Genomic DNA, 15,491 nt, shown 5'->3' on the forward strand with positions numbered 1-15,491 from the left:
TTACCCCAGTCTCGCCCGTGCCTTCGCCGTCCACGCATTGAACAGCCTGTCGGCGACGATGCCGATGAAGGCGATGGCGAGGCCGGCGACAATGCCGCGGCCGGAATCGGCCTTCGACAGCGCGATGAACACTTCCTGGCCGAGGTCGCGGGTGCCGACCATGGCGCAGATGATGATCATCGCCAGCGCCATCAGGATCGTCTGGTTGACGCCGAGCATGATTTCGGGAAGCGCCAGCGGCAATTGCACACGGAAAAAAGTCTGGCGCGGCGTGCAGCCGGAAACCTTCGCCGCCTCGATCAGTGCCGGCGGCACCTGCCTGATGCCATGATTGGTGTAGCGGATCGCCGGCACCACGGCGAAGGCTATCGTTGCGATCATTGCGGTGACATCGCCGACACGAAACAGCATCACCACCGGAATGATGAAGCAGAACGACGGCAACACCTGCAGCGTGTCGATGACGGGCGTGACGATCTTTTCGAAGCGGTCGCTTCGCGCCGCCGCAAGCCCGATCGGAATGCCGATCAGGCAGGCTATGAAGGCCGAGATGCCGCAGAGATAGACCGTCGCCATGGTCTTTTCCCAAAGGCCTGTGATGGCGCAGAAGGCGGTGAGTGCCGCGACAAGTGCGGCCAGCCGCAAGCCCGAGAGCTGGTAGCCGGCAAGGCCGAGCAGGAACACCGCGCCCAGCCACGGAAATCCTTCGCAGAAGGCGCGCACCGGATTGAGCACGTTGAGGATAAGCGCCACCCGAAACGCTTCGATGATGTCGAAGAAGTTGATCGTCACCCAGTTCACCGCCGCTTTCCACAATGGCGCGGTGGTGAAGGTGATCGCCTTCGGCACGGCCGCGAAAGCCGGCACGAACAGGCCGAGCAGCGTGGTGACGGCAAGAATCGCAATGGCCAGCGTCAGATTGGGGTAGCGCCGCCAGAAACGCGGGCTGGCGGACGACCGGTGGACATTGCCTGTTGCCTGTTTGTGGGCGATGGCCTGGCTCAGCCGGTCGAGCGCGATGGCGAGCGCGACGATGGCCAGCCCGGCTTCCATCGCCTCGCCGACCTTCAGCGCGCGCAGGGCGAGCAGCACGTCGTAGCCGAGCCCGCCGGCGCCGATCATCGAGGCGATGATCACCATATTCAGCGCCAGCATGATCACCTGGTTGACGCCGACCATCAGCGTCGGCCGTGCCGAGGGCAACAGCACCCGCCACAATTTCTGCCGCGCGGTGCAGCCGGCCATGTCGCTGAACTCGCCGATCTCCAAGGGCACCCGCGTGAGGCCGAGCATGGTTGCCCGCACCATCGGCGGCGTGGCGAAGATGGCGGTGGCGATCATCGCCGAGACCGGGCTGTTGCCGAACAGGAGCAGCATCGGGATCAGGTAGGCAAAGGTCGGGATCGTCTGCATGAGGTCGAGGGCAGGGGAGACGATGAGCCTCTCCGCCCACGGCTTGCGCCACGCCCAGATGCCGGCGAATAGCCCGGTGAGAATGCAGAACGGCACCGCGATCGAGATCAGCGCCAGGGTCAGCATGGCGCTGGTCCACTGGCCGAACAGCGCGATGTAGAGGAAACAGCCGCCAACCAGCATGCCAAGTTTTCTGCCGCCGGCTGCATATCCTGCAATGAAGGCGGTCGCACAGACGCCAACCCAGGACAAACGCGGCAGCACGAAAGCGTCCGCGCCGTGACCGATCTTGAAATTCTTGGCCAAGAGGTTGAGCGCGAAGTCGAGCGGCACGCCGAGCATCGCGGTGACCGAGCGGGTCAGCCAGGACAGGTTCGACTTGATCCAGCCCATCAGCGCGCTGACCCAGTCGGCGACGGGCACGACGGCGCTCGCCGGATAGTCGACAGCCCAAGGGACGACGTCCTGCAGCAGGAACACCACCAGCACGGCGGCAAGCGCCAGCACCCAGATCACCAGCCACCGTTGAATCGGCGGCCTTGCCTGGCTGCTGCTTGCCGTTACAGTCATGCGCCGGCTCGCTCGATGCCGGCCAGAAGATCGATCACCGCTTGCGGCGTCACCTCGCCGATCGGCTTGCCGGTGCCGTTGACCACGGCGAACGGTTTACCGGCGGCAACGATGCTGGCCGAGAAGCTGGCGATCTTGGCCTCCGGCGCCACCGTGCCGCCATGTTCGGCGCCATCGCAAGGGCGCATCAGGCTGCGTGCCGAAATCACCTTGGCGCGGTCGACGTCACGGGTGAACTCGGCGACGTAGTCGGTCGCCGGATTGACCACCAGTTGCTCCGGCGTGCCGATCTGGATGACTTCGCCGTCCTTCATGATGGCGATGCGGTCGGCCAGCCTTATCGCCTCGTCGAAATCATGGGTGATGAAGACGATGGTCTTGTGCAGCATGGTCTGCAGCCGCATCAGCTCATCCTGCATCTCGCGGCGGATCAATGGATCGAGCGCCGAGAACGGCTCGTCGAGAAACCAGATTTCCGGCTTGGTGGCGAGACTGCGGGCGATGCCGACGCGCTGCTGCTGGCCGCCGGAAAGCTCGCGCGGATAGAAATGCTCGCGCCCGCGCAGGCCGACGAGTTCGATGACTTCCCGGGCGCGAGCCTCGCGTGTCGAACGATCCTGTCCCTGGATGCTGAGCGGGAAGGCGATGTTGTCGAGCACGTTCAGATGCGGCAGCAGCGCAAAATTCTGGAATACCATGCCCATGCGGTGGCGCCTGAGTTCGATCAGCGCGGCATCGGAAATCTCGAGCAGGTCCTTGCCTTCGAATTCGACCTTGCCATGTGTCGGTTCGACCAGCCGCGACATGCAGCGCACCAGCGTCGACTTGCCAGACCCTGACAGGCCCATGATGATGAAGATCTCGCCCTGTCGGATTTCGAGATCGACGGCGCGCACCGCGCCGACCAGCCCCGCTCCGGCTATGTCGGCTGCGCTGGCCTTGCCGTCGCGCTCGCGGATGAAATTGGCGGCGTTCGTCCCAAACAGTTTCCAGACATTGCGGCAGGCAAGTTTTATCGGCCGGGGATCTTTCCCCGTCGCGTTCGATGCCTGTTCAATAGCTTTCGTCATTCAGTCGTCCTTCTGGAACACCAGGAATTGAGACCCGGCTGGTACCAGCCGGGTCTCCCTTTTCCAGTCGGAGCGATCACTGCGCCCAGGCTTTCCAGTCGGCTTCGTGGGCGGCGATCCAGGCAGCGGCGACATCCTCCGGCGTCTTGCCGTCGAGATCGATCTCGCCGCTCATCTTGTTCAACTCGTCGGTGTCGATCGTGTAGGCTTTGGCCACCTTGTAGGCGACCGGCCATTTGTCCTTCATGCCGTTCCAGGAATATTTCCAGATCTCGCCATGCGGCTTGCCGCAGTCGTATTTGGCGTCCGGGTTCACGCCCCATTTCGGGTCGTTGTAGCACTCGGGTGTGTATTCGGGGAATTGCACCCATTCGCCCTTGTATTTTGCAGGCGCCCAATGCGGTGAGTAGATCCACAGCATGATCGGCGCCTTGCGCTGATAGGCGGAATCGAGTTCGGCGAACATCGCCGCATCGGTGCCGGCATGGATGACGGTGAAGGGCAGTTTCAGCGCCGCGACACGTTCGTCGTCAAAACCTTCCCAGGTCACCGGGCCACCGAGATAGCGCCCTTTCGGTGCCGTCTCGGCGGTCGAGAACGATGCCGCGCAGGTGGCGTCGAGCAGCGCGTGCCAGTCCGGCAAGGTCGGGCACTTTTCCTTCATGTATTCAGGAAACCACCACTCTTCCTTGGCTTTCGGGCCGAGCTTGCCGAGCCGTTCGGTCTGGCCAGTGGCGTCGGAGGCCTTCATGGCCTCGCCGGCGGTGGTGTCCCAGAACTCCAGGCCGACATCGATGTCGCCATTGGTGAGGCCGGTGGTCAGGCTGGAGAGATAGTCGGCGGTCGGATATTCGACGGTATAGCCGAGCTTTTCCAGGATGCCGCCGAGGATCTTGGCGTTGAGGTTGACGCTGGTCCAGTCGAACAAGGCAATCTTGATCGGGTCGTTGGACTCCGGTGCCGCTGCCTGCGCTGTCGGCGTCATGACACTTGCCGCGGCAAGTGCAAAAGCTCCCATTGAGAATTTCGAAATCACACTGCGAACTGGCATTGCTTGGTTCTCCTTCAAGCTGTGACGTTTATTGGTCGTTCCCTTCTTGCGTCTTTTCTTGATTGTGTTGGAAAGGCTGGCTGTTGCGCAAGGCTGTTGTCGCCAGCGGCGCAAGGCCGGCGCGGCGATGCTCGATTTCGATGATGACGGATGCTGCCGGGGCGGCCCAGTCTCATGGCCGATCGATCGCCGCGATAGCAATCCGCGGATCACTTGCCAGTCCTGCGGCGCTCTGCAAGGTGCGAGCCATCAAGGTCATGATCTCGGCTGTTGGCCGGCAAGCCCCGTCTCGCCAGCGCGTTTCATAGGATGAAATTATATATACCAACGTTCATGCCGCGCAACGACTAACGCTACGTTCGCGGCGTATTTCAGGCTGCAGGCCAAGTCGGCCGACGCCGACGGACAGGGCTCGCATGCCTGTTACCAGCAGACGTAGCCGCCGTCGACGATCAGGTCGAGGCCGGTGACGAAGCTCGACGCCCGGCTGGCCAGGAACACTGTCGGCCCGACCATTTCCTCGGGCGCCGCCATTCGTCCCATCGGCGTGTCGCGTTTGAAGATCTTGACCTCTTCCGCAACCTCCGGCCGCTTGTTCATCGGCGTCAGCGTGTAGCCCGGGCTGACGACGTTGACGCGCAGCCCGCGATCGGCCCACTCCATGGCCAGGCTCTTCGACATATGGATGACGGCGGCCTTCGAGGAATTGTAGTGCGCCTGCGTCAGCCCGCGATTGACGATGGTGCCCGACATCGAGGCGATGTTGATGATCGAGCCCTTGCCGCGCGCCAGCATCTTGCGCGCTTCGGCCTGGCAGGACAGGAACACGCCGGCGACATTGACTTCGTGCACCCTCCGCCATTTGTCCAGCGACAGCGCCTCGGCTGGTTCCGAGCCGGCAATGCCGGCATTGTTGACGGCGACCGTCAACGCACCGAGTTCGGCTTCGATGCGATCGATGGCCGTGGCGAGGTCACCCTCCGACGTCACCGTGCCGGCCAGCACCAGCGCCTTGCGCCCGAGTGCCGTGATCCGGTGGGCGGTTTCGTCCAGCCCGCCCTTCGACGTATGGCCGAAACAGGCGACATCGGCGCCTGCTTCGGCCAGCCCGATCGCGATTGCCTGGCCGATGCCGCTGCCGGCACCGGTGACCAGTGCGACGTCACCATTCAGTTTGAAAAGATCCATTGCTAGCCCTCCCTGTGCGGTGAGGGTATTCGCTATGCCGTCTCTCGATCAACCTCTTCAGAAATCACAGGCCCTCGGGCGCATTTCAGAGGACCAGTCCTTCAGCGGTACCGGTTTGAACTTGCCCTTGATGGGTTTGCCCGCCTCCAAATCCTTGGAGACGGTACCCTTGCCGGTGAGATAGTTGATGTCGCATTCGCCAAGCGTCGTCTCGACGCCGCTCGACGTCTGCTGGTTCCAGTCCCAATTGCGGCTATAGCCGCCGACCAGGAACTTGCCCTGGCGATGCACGATCGTCAGCGTCTCTTCCGTCGATTTGCTGGCGCCGCAGCCGAAGCAGGACGTAACCGACAGCGATCCCTTGTCCTTGCTTTCGAGATCGATGACCCGGTCTTCCGTCAGCCCTTTCCTGACGAAATCCGCTTGGCGTGAGGGACCGGGCTTTTCCGAGTCCAGATAGATGTAGAGATCGGCGGGGCCGCCGGCCTCTTGCTGGACGACCGCCCGGTCGCTCTTGCCGTCCCGATCGATGTCGAGCTTCAACTCGAAGGCGGGAGCGTTCTTGGCAAGCACCGGCATCGGCGTCGCCGCCAGGGCGACAAGCCAGGGCCAAATCGCATGATGGAGTGCTTTCCTCATAAGCAGGTGTCCGCCGCGGCACAAAAATAGCACCGCTGCCGACGGACGCAAATGCGAAACGCAAGGCTGAACCAGGTCCTGACCAGTCGAGCGTGAAGGCTCAGAAATATCCGTCGGACGCGGCCGTGGCCTCCTTAGGGATTTCGACGCCGTCGACCAGGATCTTGTCGACCAGTTCGTGGTGGAAACAGACCAGTCCCTTGATGCGTTCTGCTTCATGCACCGGCTCTGGATAGTACCAGACCAGGTTCTCGTGGCGCTTCTTGGCTGTCGTCACGTGATAGTAGTTGGAGATGCCCTTGTAGGGGCAGCGTGAGATGTAGCGGCTGGGCGCAAACATATCGAGCCGTGTGTCCGATATGGGCAGATAATGGCGCACTGGATGCCCGGTCTCGAACAGGAACACGCCGCGCCGTGAATCTGCGACCTGCTCGCCATCGAGGATAACCTGTACGCGCCGCGAGGAGGGCAGGCAGTCGACGCGGCGGAACGGATCGCGGGCATGGACGAAGATCTCCTCGTCCTCCTCGAACCAGTGGCCCATCTTGCTCCACACGAACGACATGTAGCCTGAGATCGGCGGGCAACCCTTGACGGGATCGAGATAGCGCCATGCGCCATCCTCGACCAGGGTGATGCCTGTATTGAGCGAGTAGTGCGTGGCGACGCCCTTGTATGGGTCTTCCGTCGTCGTCTTCGAGGGCAGCAGGAATTCCTCGCGCACGTCCTCGATCGGAAAATAGTAGACCGGCAGATGGTCGGATTCGTACAGAACCAGTGCCCTGGTGGTGTCGGCAACGGTCATCGAACCGACCTGGACCCGCAGCCGCTTCAGCGAGGGCATGGTGAAGGCGACATAGCCGGGCTCGAAATCGTACTGCACGATAGTGTCGAGCACGGGGAAATGCGGTCCGCGACCGCGCAGATGAGGCTTGCGAATGGTAGTCTCCCGTTTCTTGTCTGTCGTGGCCGGACGAGGGCGCATGGCTAGGGCGATATGAGGCCGAGCCGATGGCCGGCGAGGGCTTCCGGGCGGCGGGCGTTGCCGGTGTCGAACCGCTGGAACGATGGCCCCCCATCGTTTGTCGCGGCCCTGTTGCCGGACAGCCTCGCCGCCCGAAACACGGAGCGGTCCAATCTGGCTTCTGCCTGTTCGAGCATGATCTCGGCAGCCTCTACCCCAGCGACACACGATCGAGCAGCAGCCCGGCGGCGATCGGCGGCAGGCCGCTGACATTCTTGCGCACCGGCACCAGAAGGTCGGGGAAGTAGCTGAAGATCACAGGCGTCTCGTCGAGCAGCAGTTTCTGGATGTCGGATGCCGCCGCGCGCTGCGCGCCGATGTCCAGCGCCTTGAGATAGCTGGCGACCATGCCGTCATAGGCAGGGCTCTTGAAATGCGCGGCGTTCCACGGGCCGTCGCCGACCAGGGGGCTCTTCAAAAAGACATTCGGCACGCTGCGGTGAGCGTAGTCGGTGATGCCGAGCGGGCTGTCCAGCCAGTCCGACTGGCCAAACACCGCCTTGCCGTAATATTTGTCCTGATCCTCGATGTTGAGCGAAATGCGGGCGCCGATCTCCTTGGCGAAATTCTGGAACAGTTGCGCATAGCCCGGAATGTCGGAATAGCGCAGCGTCGTCAGCGTGATGTCGAAGCCGCTGGCGAGGCCCGCCGCATCCATGAGTTGCTTGGCCTTGGCGATATCCTGGGTGCGCTGCGCCACCGACTTGTCGGTGGCGGGGAAGGCCGGCGCGAACGGGCTGTCATTGCCGGTGGCCGCCATGCCGCGGCACAAGCCGTCGACCAGCTTGGACCGATCGATGCTGAGCGCAAGCGCCTGGCGCACGCGCTTGTCGGTGAAAGGCGCCATGTCGCAGCGCATGTGAAGCTGGCGGTGCGCCGTCGAGGCGACGCGCAGCACCGTGATGTCGGGGCTGTTCAGCACCACCTGGCTGACGTCGAGCGGAACCGCGTCGAGAATGTCGACCTCGCCGGCCTGCAGCGCCAGGATGCGCGGTTGCACATCACCGTAGAACTTGAATTCGAGACGGTCGGGCAGCGCTTTTTCGCCCCAATAGTCGGGGTTGCGGACGAAGGTCGCACCGACCTTGGGCGTGTAGGTCTCCATCCGGAACGGCCCGGTGCCCTCGAAGGTCTTTTCGTAGTCGCCCTTGTAGCTCGCCGGCAGGATGACGGCGTTGTAATTGTCGATCGACACCGAGTAGGGAAAACTGCCGTTCGGCGCGTCGAGATGGAAGGCGACGGTGTGGTCGTCAACCTTCTGGGTTCCGCCTTTCGACAGCAGGCCCTTGAACACCGACAGCGCGTTGGAGGCGCCATTGGGATCGGCCAGCCGATCGAACGTCGCGACAACGTCCTCGGCCTTGAAGTCCTCGCCATTGTGGAATTTCACGCCCTTGCGCAGCTTGAAGGTCCACACGCTGCCGTCTTCGTTGGGCGACCAGCTTTCCGCCAGAACCGGTTTCAGGGTCAGGTCCGGCTGGGTGATGCAGAGGAATTCGGCGGTCTGGAAAACCAGCTGGTAGCTGCCGCTGTCATAGAAGGTGACGGGGTCGATGGCGCCGCCCGGCGTCGCCACGCCGGCGCGCACCGTGCCGCCCGGCTTCCCCTCGGCGAGGGCCTTTTGCGTCCCGAAACCCGCCGCTCCCAAAATGCCACCAAGCAATGGCAGCGACAGGCCAAGCACGCTGCCATGGCGCAGGAAATCACGCCGGTCGACCCTGCCGGCCAGCAATTCGTCGACAGCGGAATTTTCGATTGCGGTCAGGTTTTTGCGGGCGGCGTCAATCGTCATGAAATGCCTTGGCATGGCTGCATTCCTCGCTTGCCCTTGGGAGATCGGCCATTTAGGGCATTGTTGACCGCGACCGGAAAGCGATATTTTTTGATAGGGTCCATCGAAATTTTCGATGGAGGAGTGATGGCATGGATACCGAAAACCTGCGCAGCTTCCTCGAAGTCGCCGAACATGGCAGCTTCACTGTCGCCGCCAACCGGCTCAATCTCGCGCAATCCACCGTCAGTGCGCGGATAAGGGGGCTTGAGGAGCAGTTGGGGCGCCGGCTCTTTGTCCGTGACCGCGACGGCGTCACGTTGACGCCAGCCGGCCGGCAGTTCCTGCCGCATGCCTCCTCCATCACTCGCACCTGGGAGCAATCCAGGCAGGATATCGCCGTTCCCGATGGCTACGAGACGCTGTTGCGCTTCACCGCGCCAGCCTATCTGTGGGAGCGCATCACCTCGCCATGGGTCGAGTGGATGCGCACCAGAAGGCCGAACGTGGCGCTACGGCTGGAAGGAAGCTTTCCCGACCAGGCAATCGACCAGTTGGCCGAAGGCTTGCTCGACATCTGCATCCTCTATCTGCCGCGCCCACATCCCGGCATCGTCTACGAGACGCTCGCCGTCGACCAGGTGGTGCTCGTCCAGCATGCCGCCCAGACGCAGCTGTGGACCGAAAACTACATACTGATGGACTGGGGGCTCGAATTCCGCATCGAGCATGACCGGGCATTCGCCGGCATGGTCAAACCGGCTATCTCGGCGGGGCTGGTCTTCATCGGGCTCCAGCATGTCCTGTCGCAGCACGCCGCCGCCTATCTGCCGCTCAGCGCCGTCAGCGGGCATATCGAGCGCGGCGAAATGCGACGCATCGACAACACGCCGGTATTTCAACGGCCGATCTATCTCGCCTATCCCAGCAATCCCGCCTCGTCCGACACGCTCGACGTCGCGTTGACCGGGCTGCGCACGCTGGCCAGGGATTGGACCGAAGGTCAGGGGTTTTCGGAAGGCGACCGTTCCCTGGGCATCGCCAGCCAGGTGTAACCGGCCAGGCAAATGCCCCATGCGATGTCTCGCTATGCCGGTTCGGCCACCGCTGTCTTTTGCAGCCGCGCCAGTTCCGCGTAGGGAATATGGCAGCGGATCGAGTGTCCCGGCTGCGCCTCGGCCAATGGCGGCTCCTGCTGTTCGCAGATGGACCCGATCTTGCGTGGACAGCGCGTGTGGAAGACGCAGCCCGAGGGCGGGTTGGTGGCGCTGGGGATTTCGCCGTCGAGCCGAATGCGCGCCGTCTCGGTCTGGTCGAGCTTGGGCACCGCCGAGAGCAGCGCCTCGGTATAGGGATGATGCGGCCCGGAGAAAACGTCCTCCAATGGCCCGAGCTCCATGATGCGGCCGAGATAGAGCACGGCGATCTTGTCGGAGAGGTACCGCACCACGCCGAGGTCGTGCGAGATGAAGATGTAGCTGACGTCTTCCTTCGACTGCAGGTCGGCAAGCAGATTGAGGATCGCCGCCTGGACGGAGACATCGAGTGCCGAGGTCGGCTCGTCGCAGACCACGATACGCGGATCGCCGGCGAAGGCGCGCGCAATGGCGACGCGCTGCTTCAGCCCGCCCGAGAGCTGGCGCGGTTTGACAGCCAGATGCCGGTCGGTCAGGCGTACCGAGCGGACGAGATCGTTGAGGCGCGCCTCGAGGGCGGCACCCCTGAGCCCCGCCAGCCGCTTAAGCGCCCGGCCAATGAGATGGCGGATTGAATGCGAACGGTTGAGCGCCGAATCCGGGTTCTGGAAGACGATCTGCATCGCCTTGACCTGGTCGTCGTCGCGGTTCTCCAGCTTCGGCGCCAGCGCCTTGCCCTCGAGCTCGATGGTGCCGCCGGCATCGGGCGGCACGAGCCCGAGCAGCAGCCTGGCGAAGGTGGTCTTGCCCGAGCCGGATTCGCCGACCAGGCCGAGCGTCTCGCCGGGCCTGAGATCGAGCGACACGTCCTTGACCGCGCGCAGCGGATAGCCATGGCTGGCATAGGTCTTGTTCAGCCCCGCCACACGCAGCACCGGCGCGCTCGCGGGCTTCGGTGCCGGCGCCACGTCGGCGGGCGTGGCGCGCGGCAGCGATTGCGCCTTGTCGTGATGGAAGCAGCGCGACAGCCGGGTTCCGCGCTCGTCGCTCAGCTCATAGAGCGGCGGCAGTTCGGTGCGGCAGCGGTCGTCGGCGAGCGCGCAGCGGTCGGCGAAGGCGCAACCCTTGATGACGGCGCCGATGCCAGGCAGGAAACCCGGAATGGTGTCGAGCCGGCCCTGGTCCTTGCGCTGGCCGCCGCGCGGCAGGCAGCGCAGCAGCGCGACAGTGTAAGGATGGCGCGGATCGTTGAAGACGACCTCCGTTGGTCCTTCCTCGACCAGCATGCCGGCATAGAGCACGCCGACCCGGTCGCACATGTTGGAGACGACGGCGAGGTTGTGGCTGATAAACAGGATCGAGGCTGAGAGTTCCCGCCTGAGCTGCGCGATGAGGTCGAGCACCTCGGCCTCGACTGTGGCATCCAGCCCAGTCGTCGGCTCGTCGAGGATCAGCATCGAGGGGTCGTTGGCCAGCGCCATGGCGATCGCCACGCGCTGCTGCATGCCACCCGACAGCTGGTGCGGATAGCGCTGCATGACGCTTGGCGGATCGGAGATGCGCACCCGGTTCAGCATGGCGATGGCGCGATCGGTGGCCGCCTGGCCGGTTATGCCGCCAAGCTCGAAAATCTCGGTCAGTTGCCGGCCGATGCGGATCGACGGGTTCAGCGCCTTGCCCGGATCCTGATAGACCATGGAGACGCTTTCGGCCCGTGCGCGCCGCAGTGCCTCGGCGTCGAGCTTCATGACATCCTGGCCGTCGAGCGAGATGGCGCCGCCCGATATCGAGCCGTTGCGCGGGAGGTAGCGCACCACGGTGAGCGCCACCGTCGACTTGCCGCAGCCGGATTCTCCGACCAGCCCGTAGGCCTCGCCCTGGCCGATGGTGAGGCTGAGATTGCGCAGCACCGCGCGATTGCGGCCGGCGACCCGGTAGGCAACCGACAGGTCTCTGAGTTCGAGCGCGTTTTTTGCCACGGCGGGTTCAGTCATTGAAGGCCCCATGCACACCGTCGGCGGCCAGGTTGACGCCGATCACCAGCGAGGCGATGGCCAGCGCGTCGAACAGCACCGTCCACCAGAAGCCGCCGCCGATCATGCCGTAATTGCTGGAGATCGAGAGGCCCCAGTCGGGTGACGGCGGCTGGATGCCAAAGCCCATGAAGGAGAGCGTGGCGACGGCGAAGATGGCATAGCCCAGTCGCACGGTGGTCTCGACCAGGATCGGCGGGATGACGTTGGGCAGGATCTCGACGAACATCGTATGCAGCGCGCTCTCATGCCTGAGCTGTGCGGCCGCGACATAGTCGAGTTCACGCTCGGCCAGCACCGCCGAGCGCACGGTGCGCGCGATGATCGGCGCGAAGCTCAGGCCGATGACGATGATGACGGTGGTCTTGGAGGTGCCGAGCGCGACGATGGCGAGCAGTGCCACGATCACCACGGGGATCGCCATGAAGGCTTCCAGGATGCGGCTGACGACATCGTCGACGATGCCTCGGAAATAACCGGTGAGCAGGCCGAGCGCGGTGCCCGCGACCGTCGCCAGCAAGGTCGCCAGCGGCGCGACGGTGAGGATATCGCGCGAGCCGACGATGACGCGCGAGAACACATCGCGGCCGATCTGGTCGGTGCCGAACCAGTGCTCACGCGAGGGCGGCGCCAGCGCGTTGATGATATCGTCGGCGAGCGGATCGTAGGGCGCGAAGCGTTCGCCAAACAGTGCGCAGGCAACCCAGAACAGCACGATGGCGAGACCGACAAGGAAGGTTCGCGATCGCAGCAGGGAGAAAAAGACTTCGGCCAGCGGGCCGCGCTTGCGCGTGTCGTCCTGTGAGGTGGTCTGGACGGCGCTCATTGGTCTGACCCCAGGCGGATGCGCGGATTGAGCACGGAATAGAGGAAGTCGGCGGCCAGGGTCGCCACGGCATAGACGATGCCGATGGTGAGGATGCCGGATTCCAGCATCGGAAAATCCTTGCCGCGCGCCGCGGTGAAGATCAGCGAGCCGATGCCCTGGTAGCGGAACAGCGTCTCGATCACCACCAGCCCGCCGATGAGGTAGCCGGTCTGGGTGGCGATGACGGTGATGGTCGGCAACAGCGCATTGCGCAGCACATGGCGCCAGATCACCGTGCGCCAGGGCAGGCCCTTCAGCACGGCGGTCCGCGTATAGTCGGAATCGAGCGCCTCGATCATGCCCGAACGCGCCATGCGCGCGATATAGCCGAACAGCACCAGGAACAGCGGCAGCGATGGCAGGATCAGGTAATAGAGCTGGGTGAAGAAGCCGGCATTCCTGGGCCAAGCGGCCGAGATCGGCAGCCAGCGCAGCCATACGCCGAAGATCAGGATCAGGATGATGCCGGTGACGAACTCGGGCAGCACCGTCACCGACAGGCCGCCGAGGCTGATGATGCGGTCGAGCGGACGGTTGAGGTTGAGCGCCGCAATGACGCCGCCCAGAATGCCGATCGGCACCACCAGCACGAAGGCGACGGCCGCCAGCTTCATCGAATTGCCGAGCGCATCGATGACGAACGGCGCCACAGGCGAGCGGAAGATGTAGGAGGTGCCCATGTCGCCCTGGACGAAGTTGGAGATCCAGCTCCAGTACTGGACAAGCAGCGGGCGATCGACGCCGAGTGTGTGATTGAGCGCGTCCACCGCGCGCTGGTCGGCGAACGGGCCGAGGATCGCGCGCCCGACATTGCCTGGCAGAACCTGGCCGCCCAGGAACACCATGATGCTGAGCAGGAACAGCGTGATCAGCGACAGGGACACACGCCGCGCAAAGAAGGAGAGAATGGCTAAGACTCCTTGCAAAGCCAGCTCCCCGGAGGAGCTGGCTATTAGAGGACTGGCTTTCCCTTTTCGCTTACGCCTTCGACGCCTTATCGAGGAACAGCTGCGACATTGCTGTCGGCTGCACGCCGGCCACGCCCTTCGCCGTTGCCGTCAGGTAGTCGTAGAAATAGCCGAAGATGACCGGGGTTTCCTCGAGCAGAAGCTTCTGGATCTTGCCGGCGTCGGCCTTCTGGGCTTCGAGATCGAGTGCCGCGATATAGCTGGTCGCCAGCGCGTCGTAGTCCTTGTTCTTGAAGTGCGCTGCATTCCAGGTGCCGTCGCTCTTCAAGGGAGCGGCAAGATAGACATTCGGCACGCCGCGATGGCCATAGTCGGTGATGCCCATCACCGAATCCAGCCAGTTCGATTTGCCGAACACCGCGTCGCCGTAATAGGCCCCCTGGTCGAGGATGTTGAGTTCGAGCTCGATGCCGATCTCCTTGACCCAGTTCTGGATGAGCTGGGCGTATTCGGGGATTTCGAGGTAGCGCTCGGTGGTCAGCGTGACTTTGAAGCCCTTGCCGGCACCGGCTGCTTCCATGAGCTGCTTGGCCTGCGCGATGTCCTGCTTGCGCTGCGGTATGCTCGTATCGGTCGAGGGGTAGACCGCGGCGAACGGGCTGTCGTTGCCGGCCACGGCACGCCCCTTCATCAGGCCTGCGACCAATTTGTCGCGATCCATGCTGAGCGCGATGGCGCGGCGCACGCGTGCGTCCTTCAGCGGGCCGTCGTCGCAACGCAGATGCAGCTGCTGATGCGCTGAAGACTTCAGGCTGATGATGTCGACGCTTGGATCACTGAGCAGGGCCACGCCGGCCAGCACCGGCATCTGGTTGATGATGTCGACCTGCCCGCCCTGCAGCGCCAGGATCATCGGCTGTACATCGGTGAAGAAGGTGAATTCGGTGCGTTCCGGCAGCGCCTTCTCGCCCCAATAGTCCTCGTTGCGGACGAAGGAGGCGCCGACCTTCGGCGTGTATTTCTCGATCTTGAACGGCCCGGTGCCGTCGAAGCTCTTTTCGTAGTCGCCCTTGTAGCTCGCCGGGACGATGACGGCGTTGTAATTGTCCGACGACAGCATGTAGGGAAAGTTGCCGTTCGGCGCGTCTAGGTGGAATTCCACCGTGTAGTCGTCGACCTTCTTGCTGGCGCCCTTCGACAGGATGCCGGTGAACACCGACAGCGCGTTGGACGAGTTTGCCGGATCGGCGAGGCGGTCGATGCTCGCCACCACGTCCTCCGCCTTCATCTCGCCGCCGCTGTGGAACTTCACGCCCTTGCGCAGTTTGAAGGTCCACACCGAGCCGTTGTCGTTCGGCTTCCAGCTTTCGGCCAGTGCCGGCTTGAGCACGAGGTCGGGGCCGTCGACGCAGAGGAATTCGGCTACCTGCTGCATGACCAGGAGGCCGCCGGCGTCGGCAATGGTGACCGGATCGATGGCGGCTGCCGGCACGCTGCTGGCGACACGGATGGTGGCGCCGGGTGCGCCCTGGGCGCGGGCCAGCGACGGCATGCCGCCAAAGCCGGCGGCCGTGGTGATGCCTCCAAGCAGCGGCAGCGACAGGCCGAGCAGGCTGCCATGGCGGATGAAGTCGCGGCGGCTGACACGGCCATCGACGAGCCCGTCGATCAAGTGATTTTCGAGCGGCGAGCGATTACGCCGGATCAGGTCGAGAATGCGGTAGTTCTTGATCATGGGTTTAACCCTTTCCCCTGTTTCTTATGGTTGATGAATGTGTTTTCAGTTGACGAAAGTCCGTGGAGTTCTCCTGTCCCGGCCA

The 15,491-nt window shown here is 63.6% G+C and carries 12 protein-coding genes; 1 reads left to right on the forward strand and 11 read right to left on the reverse strand.

What is annotated here, in order from left to right; genetic code table 11:
- The 7 genes from EN861_RS20390 to EN861_RS20420 all read right to left on the reverse strand — a co-directional run bounded on the left by EN861_RS20390 (position 1) and on the right by EN861_RS20420 (position 8,762).
- The gene (locus tag EN861_RS20390) at positions 1 to 1,983 is read right to left on the reverse strand and encodes an ABC transporter permease subunit (protein ID WP_127278419.1); all 1,983 of its coding nucleotides are present in this window, start codon (positions 1,981 to 1,983) and stop codon (positions 1 to 3) included.
- Entirely contained in the window at positions 1,980 to 3,053 is a 1,074-nt protein-coding gene (locus EN861_RS20395; protein ID WP_127278418.1) for a glycine betaine/L-proline ABC transporter ATP-binding protein, read from the reverse strand. Before EN861_RS20395 ends, EN861_RS20390 begins: the two co-directional genes overlap by 4 nt.
- Before the next feature lie 76 nt (positions 3,054 to 3,129).
- A complete protein-coding gene (locus tag EN861_RS20400) occupies positions 3,130 to 4,104 on the reverse strand; it encodes an ABC transporter substrate-binding protein (RefSeq protein ID WP_127278417.1) in 975 nt (324 codons plus the stop codon).
- 423 nt (positions 4,105 to 4,527) lie between these two features.
- Positions 4,528 to 5,292 (reverse strand): SDR family oxidoreductase, encoded by a 765-nt coding sequence (locus EN861_RS20405; protein ID WP_127278416.1) that lies wholly within the window; start codon positions 5,290 to 5,292, stop codon positions 4,528 to 4,530.
- A 57-nt stretch (positions 5,293 to 5,349) separates the two neighbouring features.
- Positions 5,350 to 5,931 (reverse strand): hypothetical protein, encoded by a 582-nt coding sequence (locus EN861_RS20410; protein WP_127278415.1) that lies wholly within the window; start codon positions 5,929 to 5,931, stop codon positions 5,350 to 5,352.
- A 100-nt stretch (positions 5,932 to 6,031) separates the two neighbouring features.
- Positions 6,032 to 6,829, reverse strand: coding sequence for a DUF427 domain-containing protein (locus EN861_RS20415; protein ID WP_245464367.1), 798 nt, complete (start codon positions 6,827 to 6,829; stop codon positions 6,032 to 6,034).
- Between the two features lie 277 nt (positions 6,830 to 7,106).
- Positions 7,107 to 8,762 (reverse strand): ABC transporter substrate-binding protein, encoded by a 1,656-nt coding sequence (locus EN861_RS20420; protein ID WP_135865246.1) that lies wholly within the window; start codon positions 8,760 to 8,762, stop codon positions 7,107 to 7,109.
- A gap of 116 nt (positions 8,763 to 8,878) precedes the next feature.
- Here EN861_RS20420 and EN861_RS20425 point away from each other — a divergent pair, with 116 nt between their 5' ends.
- Positions 8,879 to 9,781: a LysR family transcriptional regulator gene (locus tag EN861_RS20425; RefSeq protein WP_135865248.1), complete on the forward strand. Its 903-nt coding sequence runs from the start codon at positions 8,879 to 8,881 to the stop codon at positions 9,779 to 9,781.
- Between the two features lie 32 nt (positions 9,782 to 9,813).
- On the opposite strand, the gene EN861_RS20430 is transcribed toward EN861_RS20425, so the two are convergent.
- From EN861_RS20430 to EN861_RS20445, 4 genes are all read right to left on the reverse strand, one after another.
- A complete protein-coding gene (locus EN861_RS20430) occupies positions 9,814 to 11,856 on the reverse strand; it encodes an ABC transporter ATP-binding protein (protein WP_135865250.1) in 2,043 nt (680 codons plus the stop codon).
- A complete protein-coding gene (locus tag EN861_RS20435; RefSeq protein ID WP_127279103.1) occupies positions 11,849 to 12,721 on the reverse strand; it encodes an ABC transporter permease in 873 nt (290 codons plus the stop codon). Before EN861_RS20435 ends, EN861_RS20430 begins: the two co-directional genes overlap by 8 nt.
- Positions 12,718 to 13,671, reverse strand: a complete 954-nt coding sequence (locus tag EN861_RS20440) for an ABC transporter permease (protein WP_127279106.1) — start codon at positions 13,669 to 13,671, stop codon at positions 12,718 to 12,720. The genes EN861_RS20435 and EN861_RS20440 overlap by 4 nt, the downstream gene beginning before the upstream one ends.
- A 70-nt stretch (positions 13,672 to 13,741) precedes the next feature.
- Positions 13,742 to 15,406 (reverse strand): ABC transporter substrate-binding protein, encoded by a 1,665-nt coding sequence (locus EN861_RS20445; protein ID WP_127873048.1) that lies wholly within the window; start codon positions 15,404 to 15,406, stop codon positions 13,742 to 13,744.
- Between the last annotated feature and the right edge of the window lie 85 nt (positions 15,407 to 15,491).

Source organism: Mesorhizobium sp. M8A.F.Ca.ET.218.01.1.1, from assembly GCF_004791165.1.
Taxonomy (GTDB): domain Bacteria; phylum Pseudomonadota; class Alphaproteobacteria; order Rhizobiales; family Rhizobiaceae; genus Mesorhizobium.

What these genes read in the sequence shown, in the direction of transcription:
- EN861_RS20390 (WP_127278419.1), bottom strand. Translation starts at nt 1,983, where the DNA reads ATGACTGTAACGGCAAGCAGCAGCCAGGCAAGGCCGCCGATTCAACGG.
- EN861_RS20395 (WP_127278418.1), bottom strand. Translation starts at nt 3,053, where the DNA reads ATGACGAAAGCTATTGAACAGGCATCGAACGCGACGGGGAAAGATCCC.
- EN861_RS20400 (WP_127278417.1), bottom strand. Translation starts at nt 4,104, where the DNA reads ATGCCAGTTCGCAGTGTGATTTCGAAATTCTCAATGGGAGCTTTTGCA.
- EN861_RS20405 (WP_127278416.1), bottom strand. Translation starts at nt 5,292, where the DNA reads ATGGATCTTTTCAAACTGAATGGTGACGTCGCACTGGTCACCGGTGCC.
- EN861_RS20410 (WP_127278415.1), bottom strand. Translation starts at nt 5,931, where the DNA reads ATGAGGAAAGCACTCCATCATGCGATTTGGCCCTGGCTTGTCGCCCTG.
- EN861_RS20420 (WP_135865246.1), bottom strand. Translation starts at nt 8,762, where the DNA reads ATGCCAAGGCATTTCATGACGATTGACGCCGCCCGCAAAAACCTGACC.
- EN861_RS20425 (WP_135865248.1), top strand. Translation starts at nt 8,879, where the DNA reads ATGGATACCGAAAACCTGCGCAGCTTCCTCGAAGTCGCCGAACATGGC.
- EN861_RS20430 (WP_135865250.1), bottom strand. Translation starts at nt 11,856, where the DNA reads ATGACTGAACCCGCCGTGGCAAAAAACGCGCTCGAACTCAGAGACCTG.
- EN861_RS20435 (WP_127279103.1), bottom strand. Translation starts at nt 12,721, where the DNA reads ATGAGCGCCGTCCAGACCACCTCACAGGACGACACGCGCAAGCGCGGC.
- EN861_RS20445 (WP_127873048.1), bottom strand. Translation starts at nt 15,406, where the DNA reads ATGATCAAGAACTACCGCATTCTCGACCTGATCCGGCGTAATCGCTCG.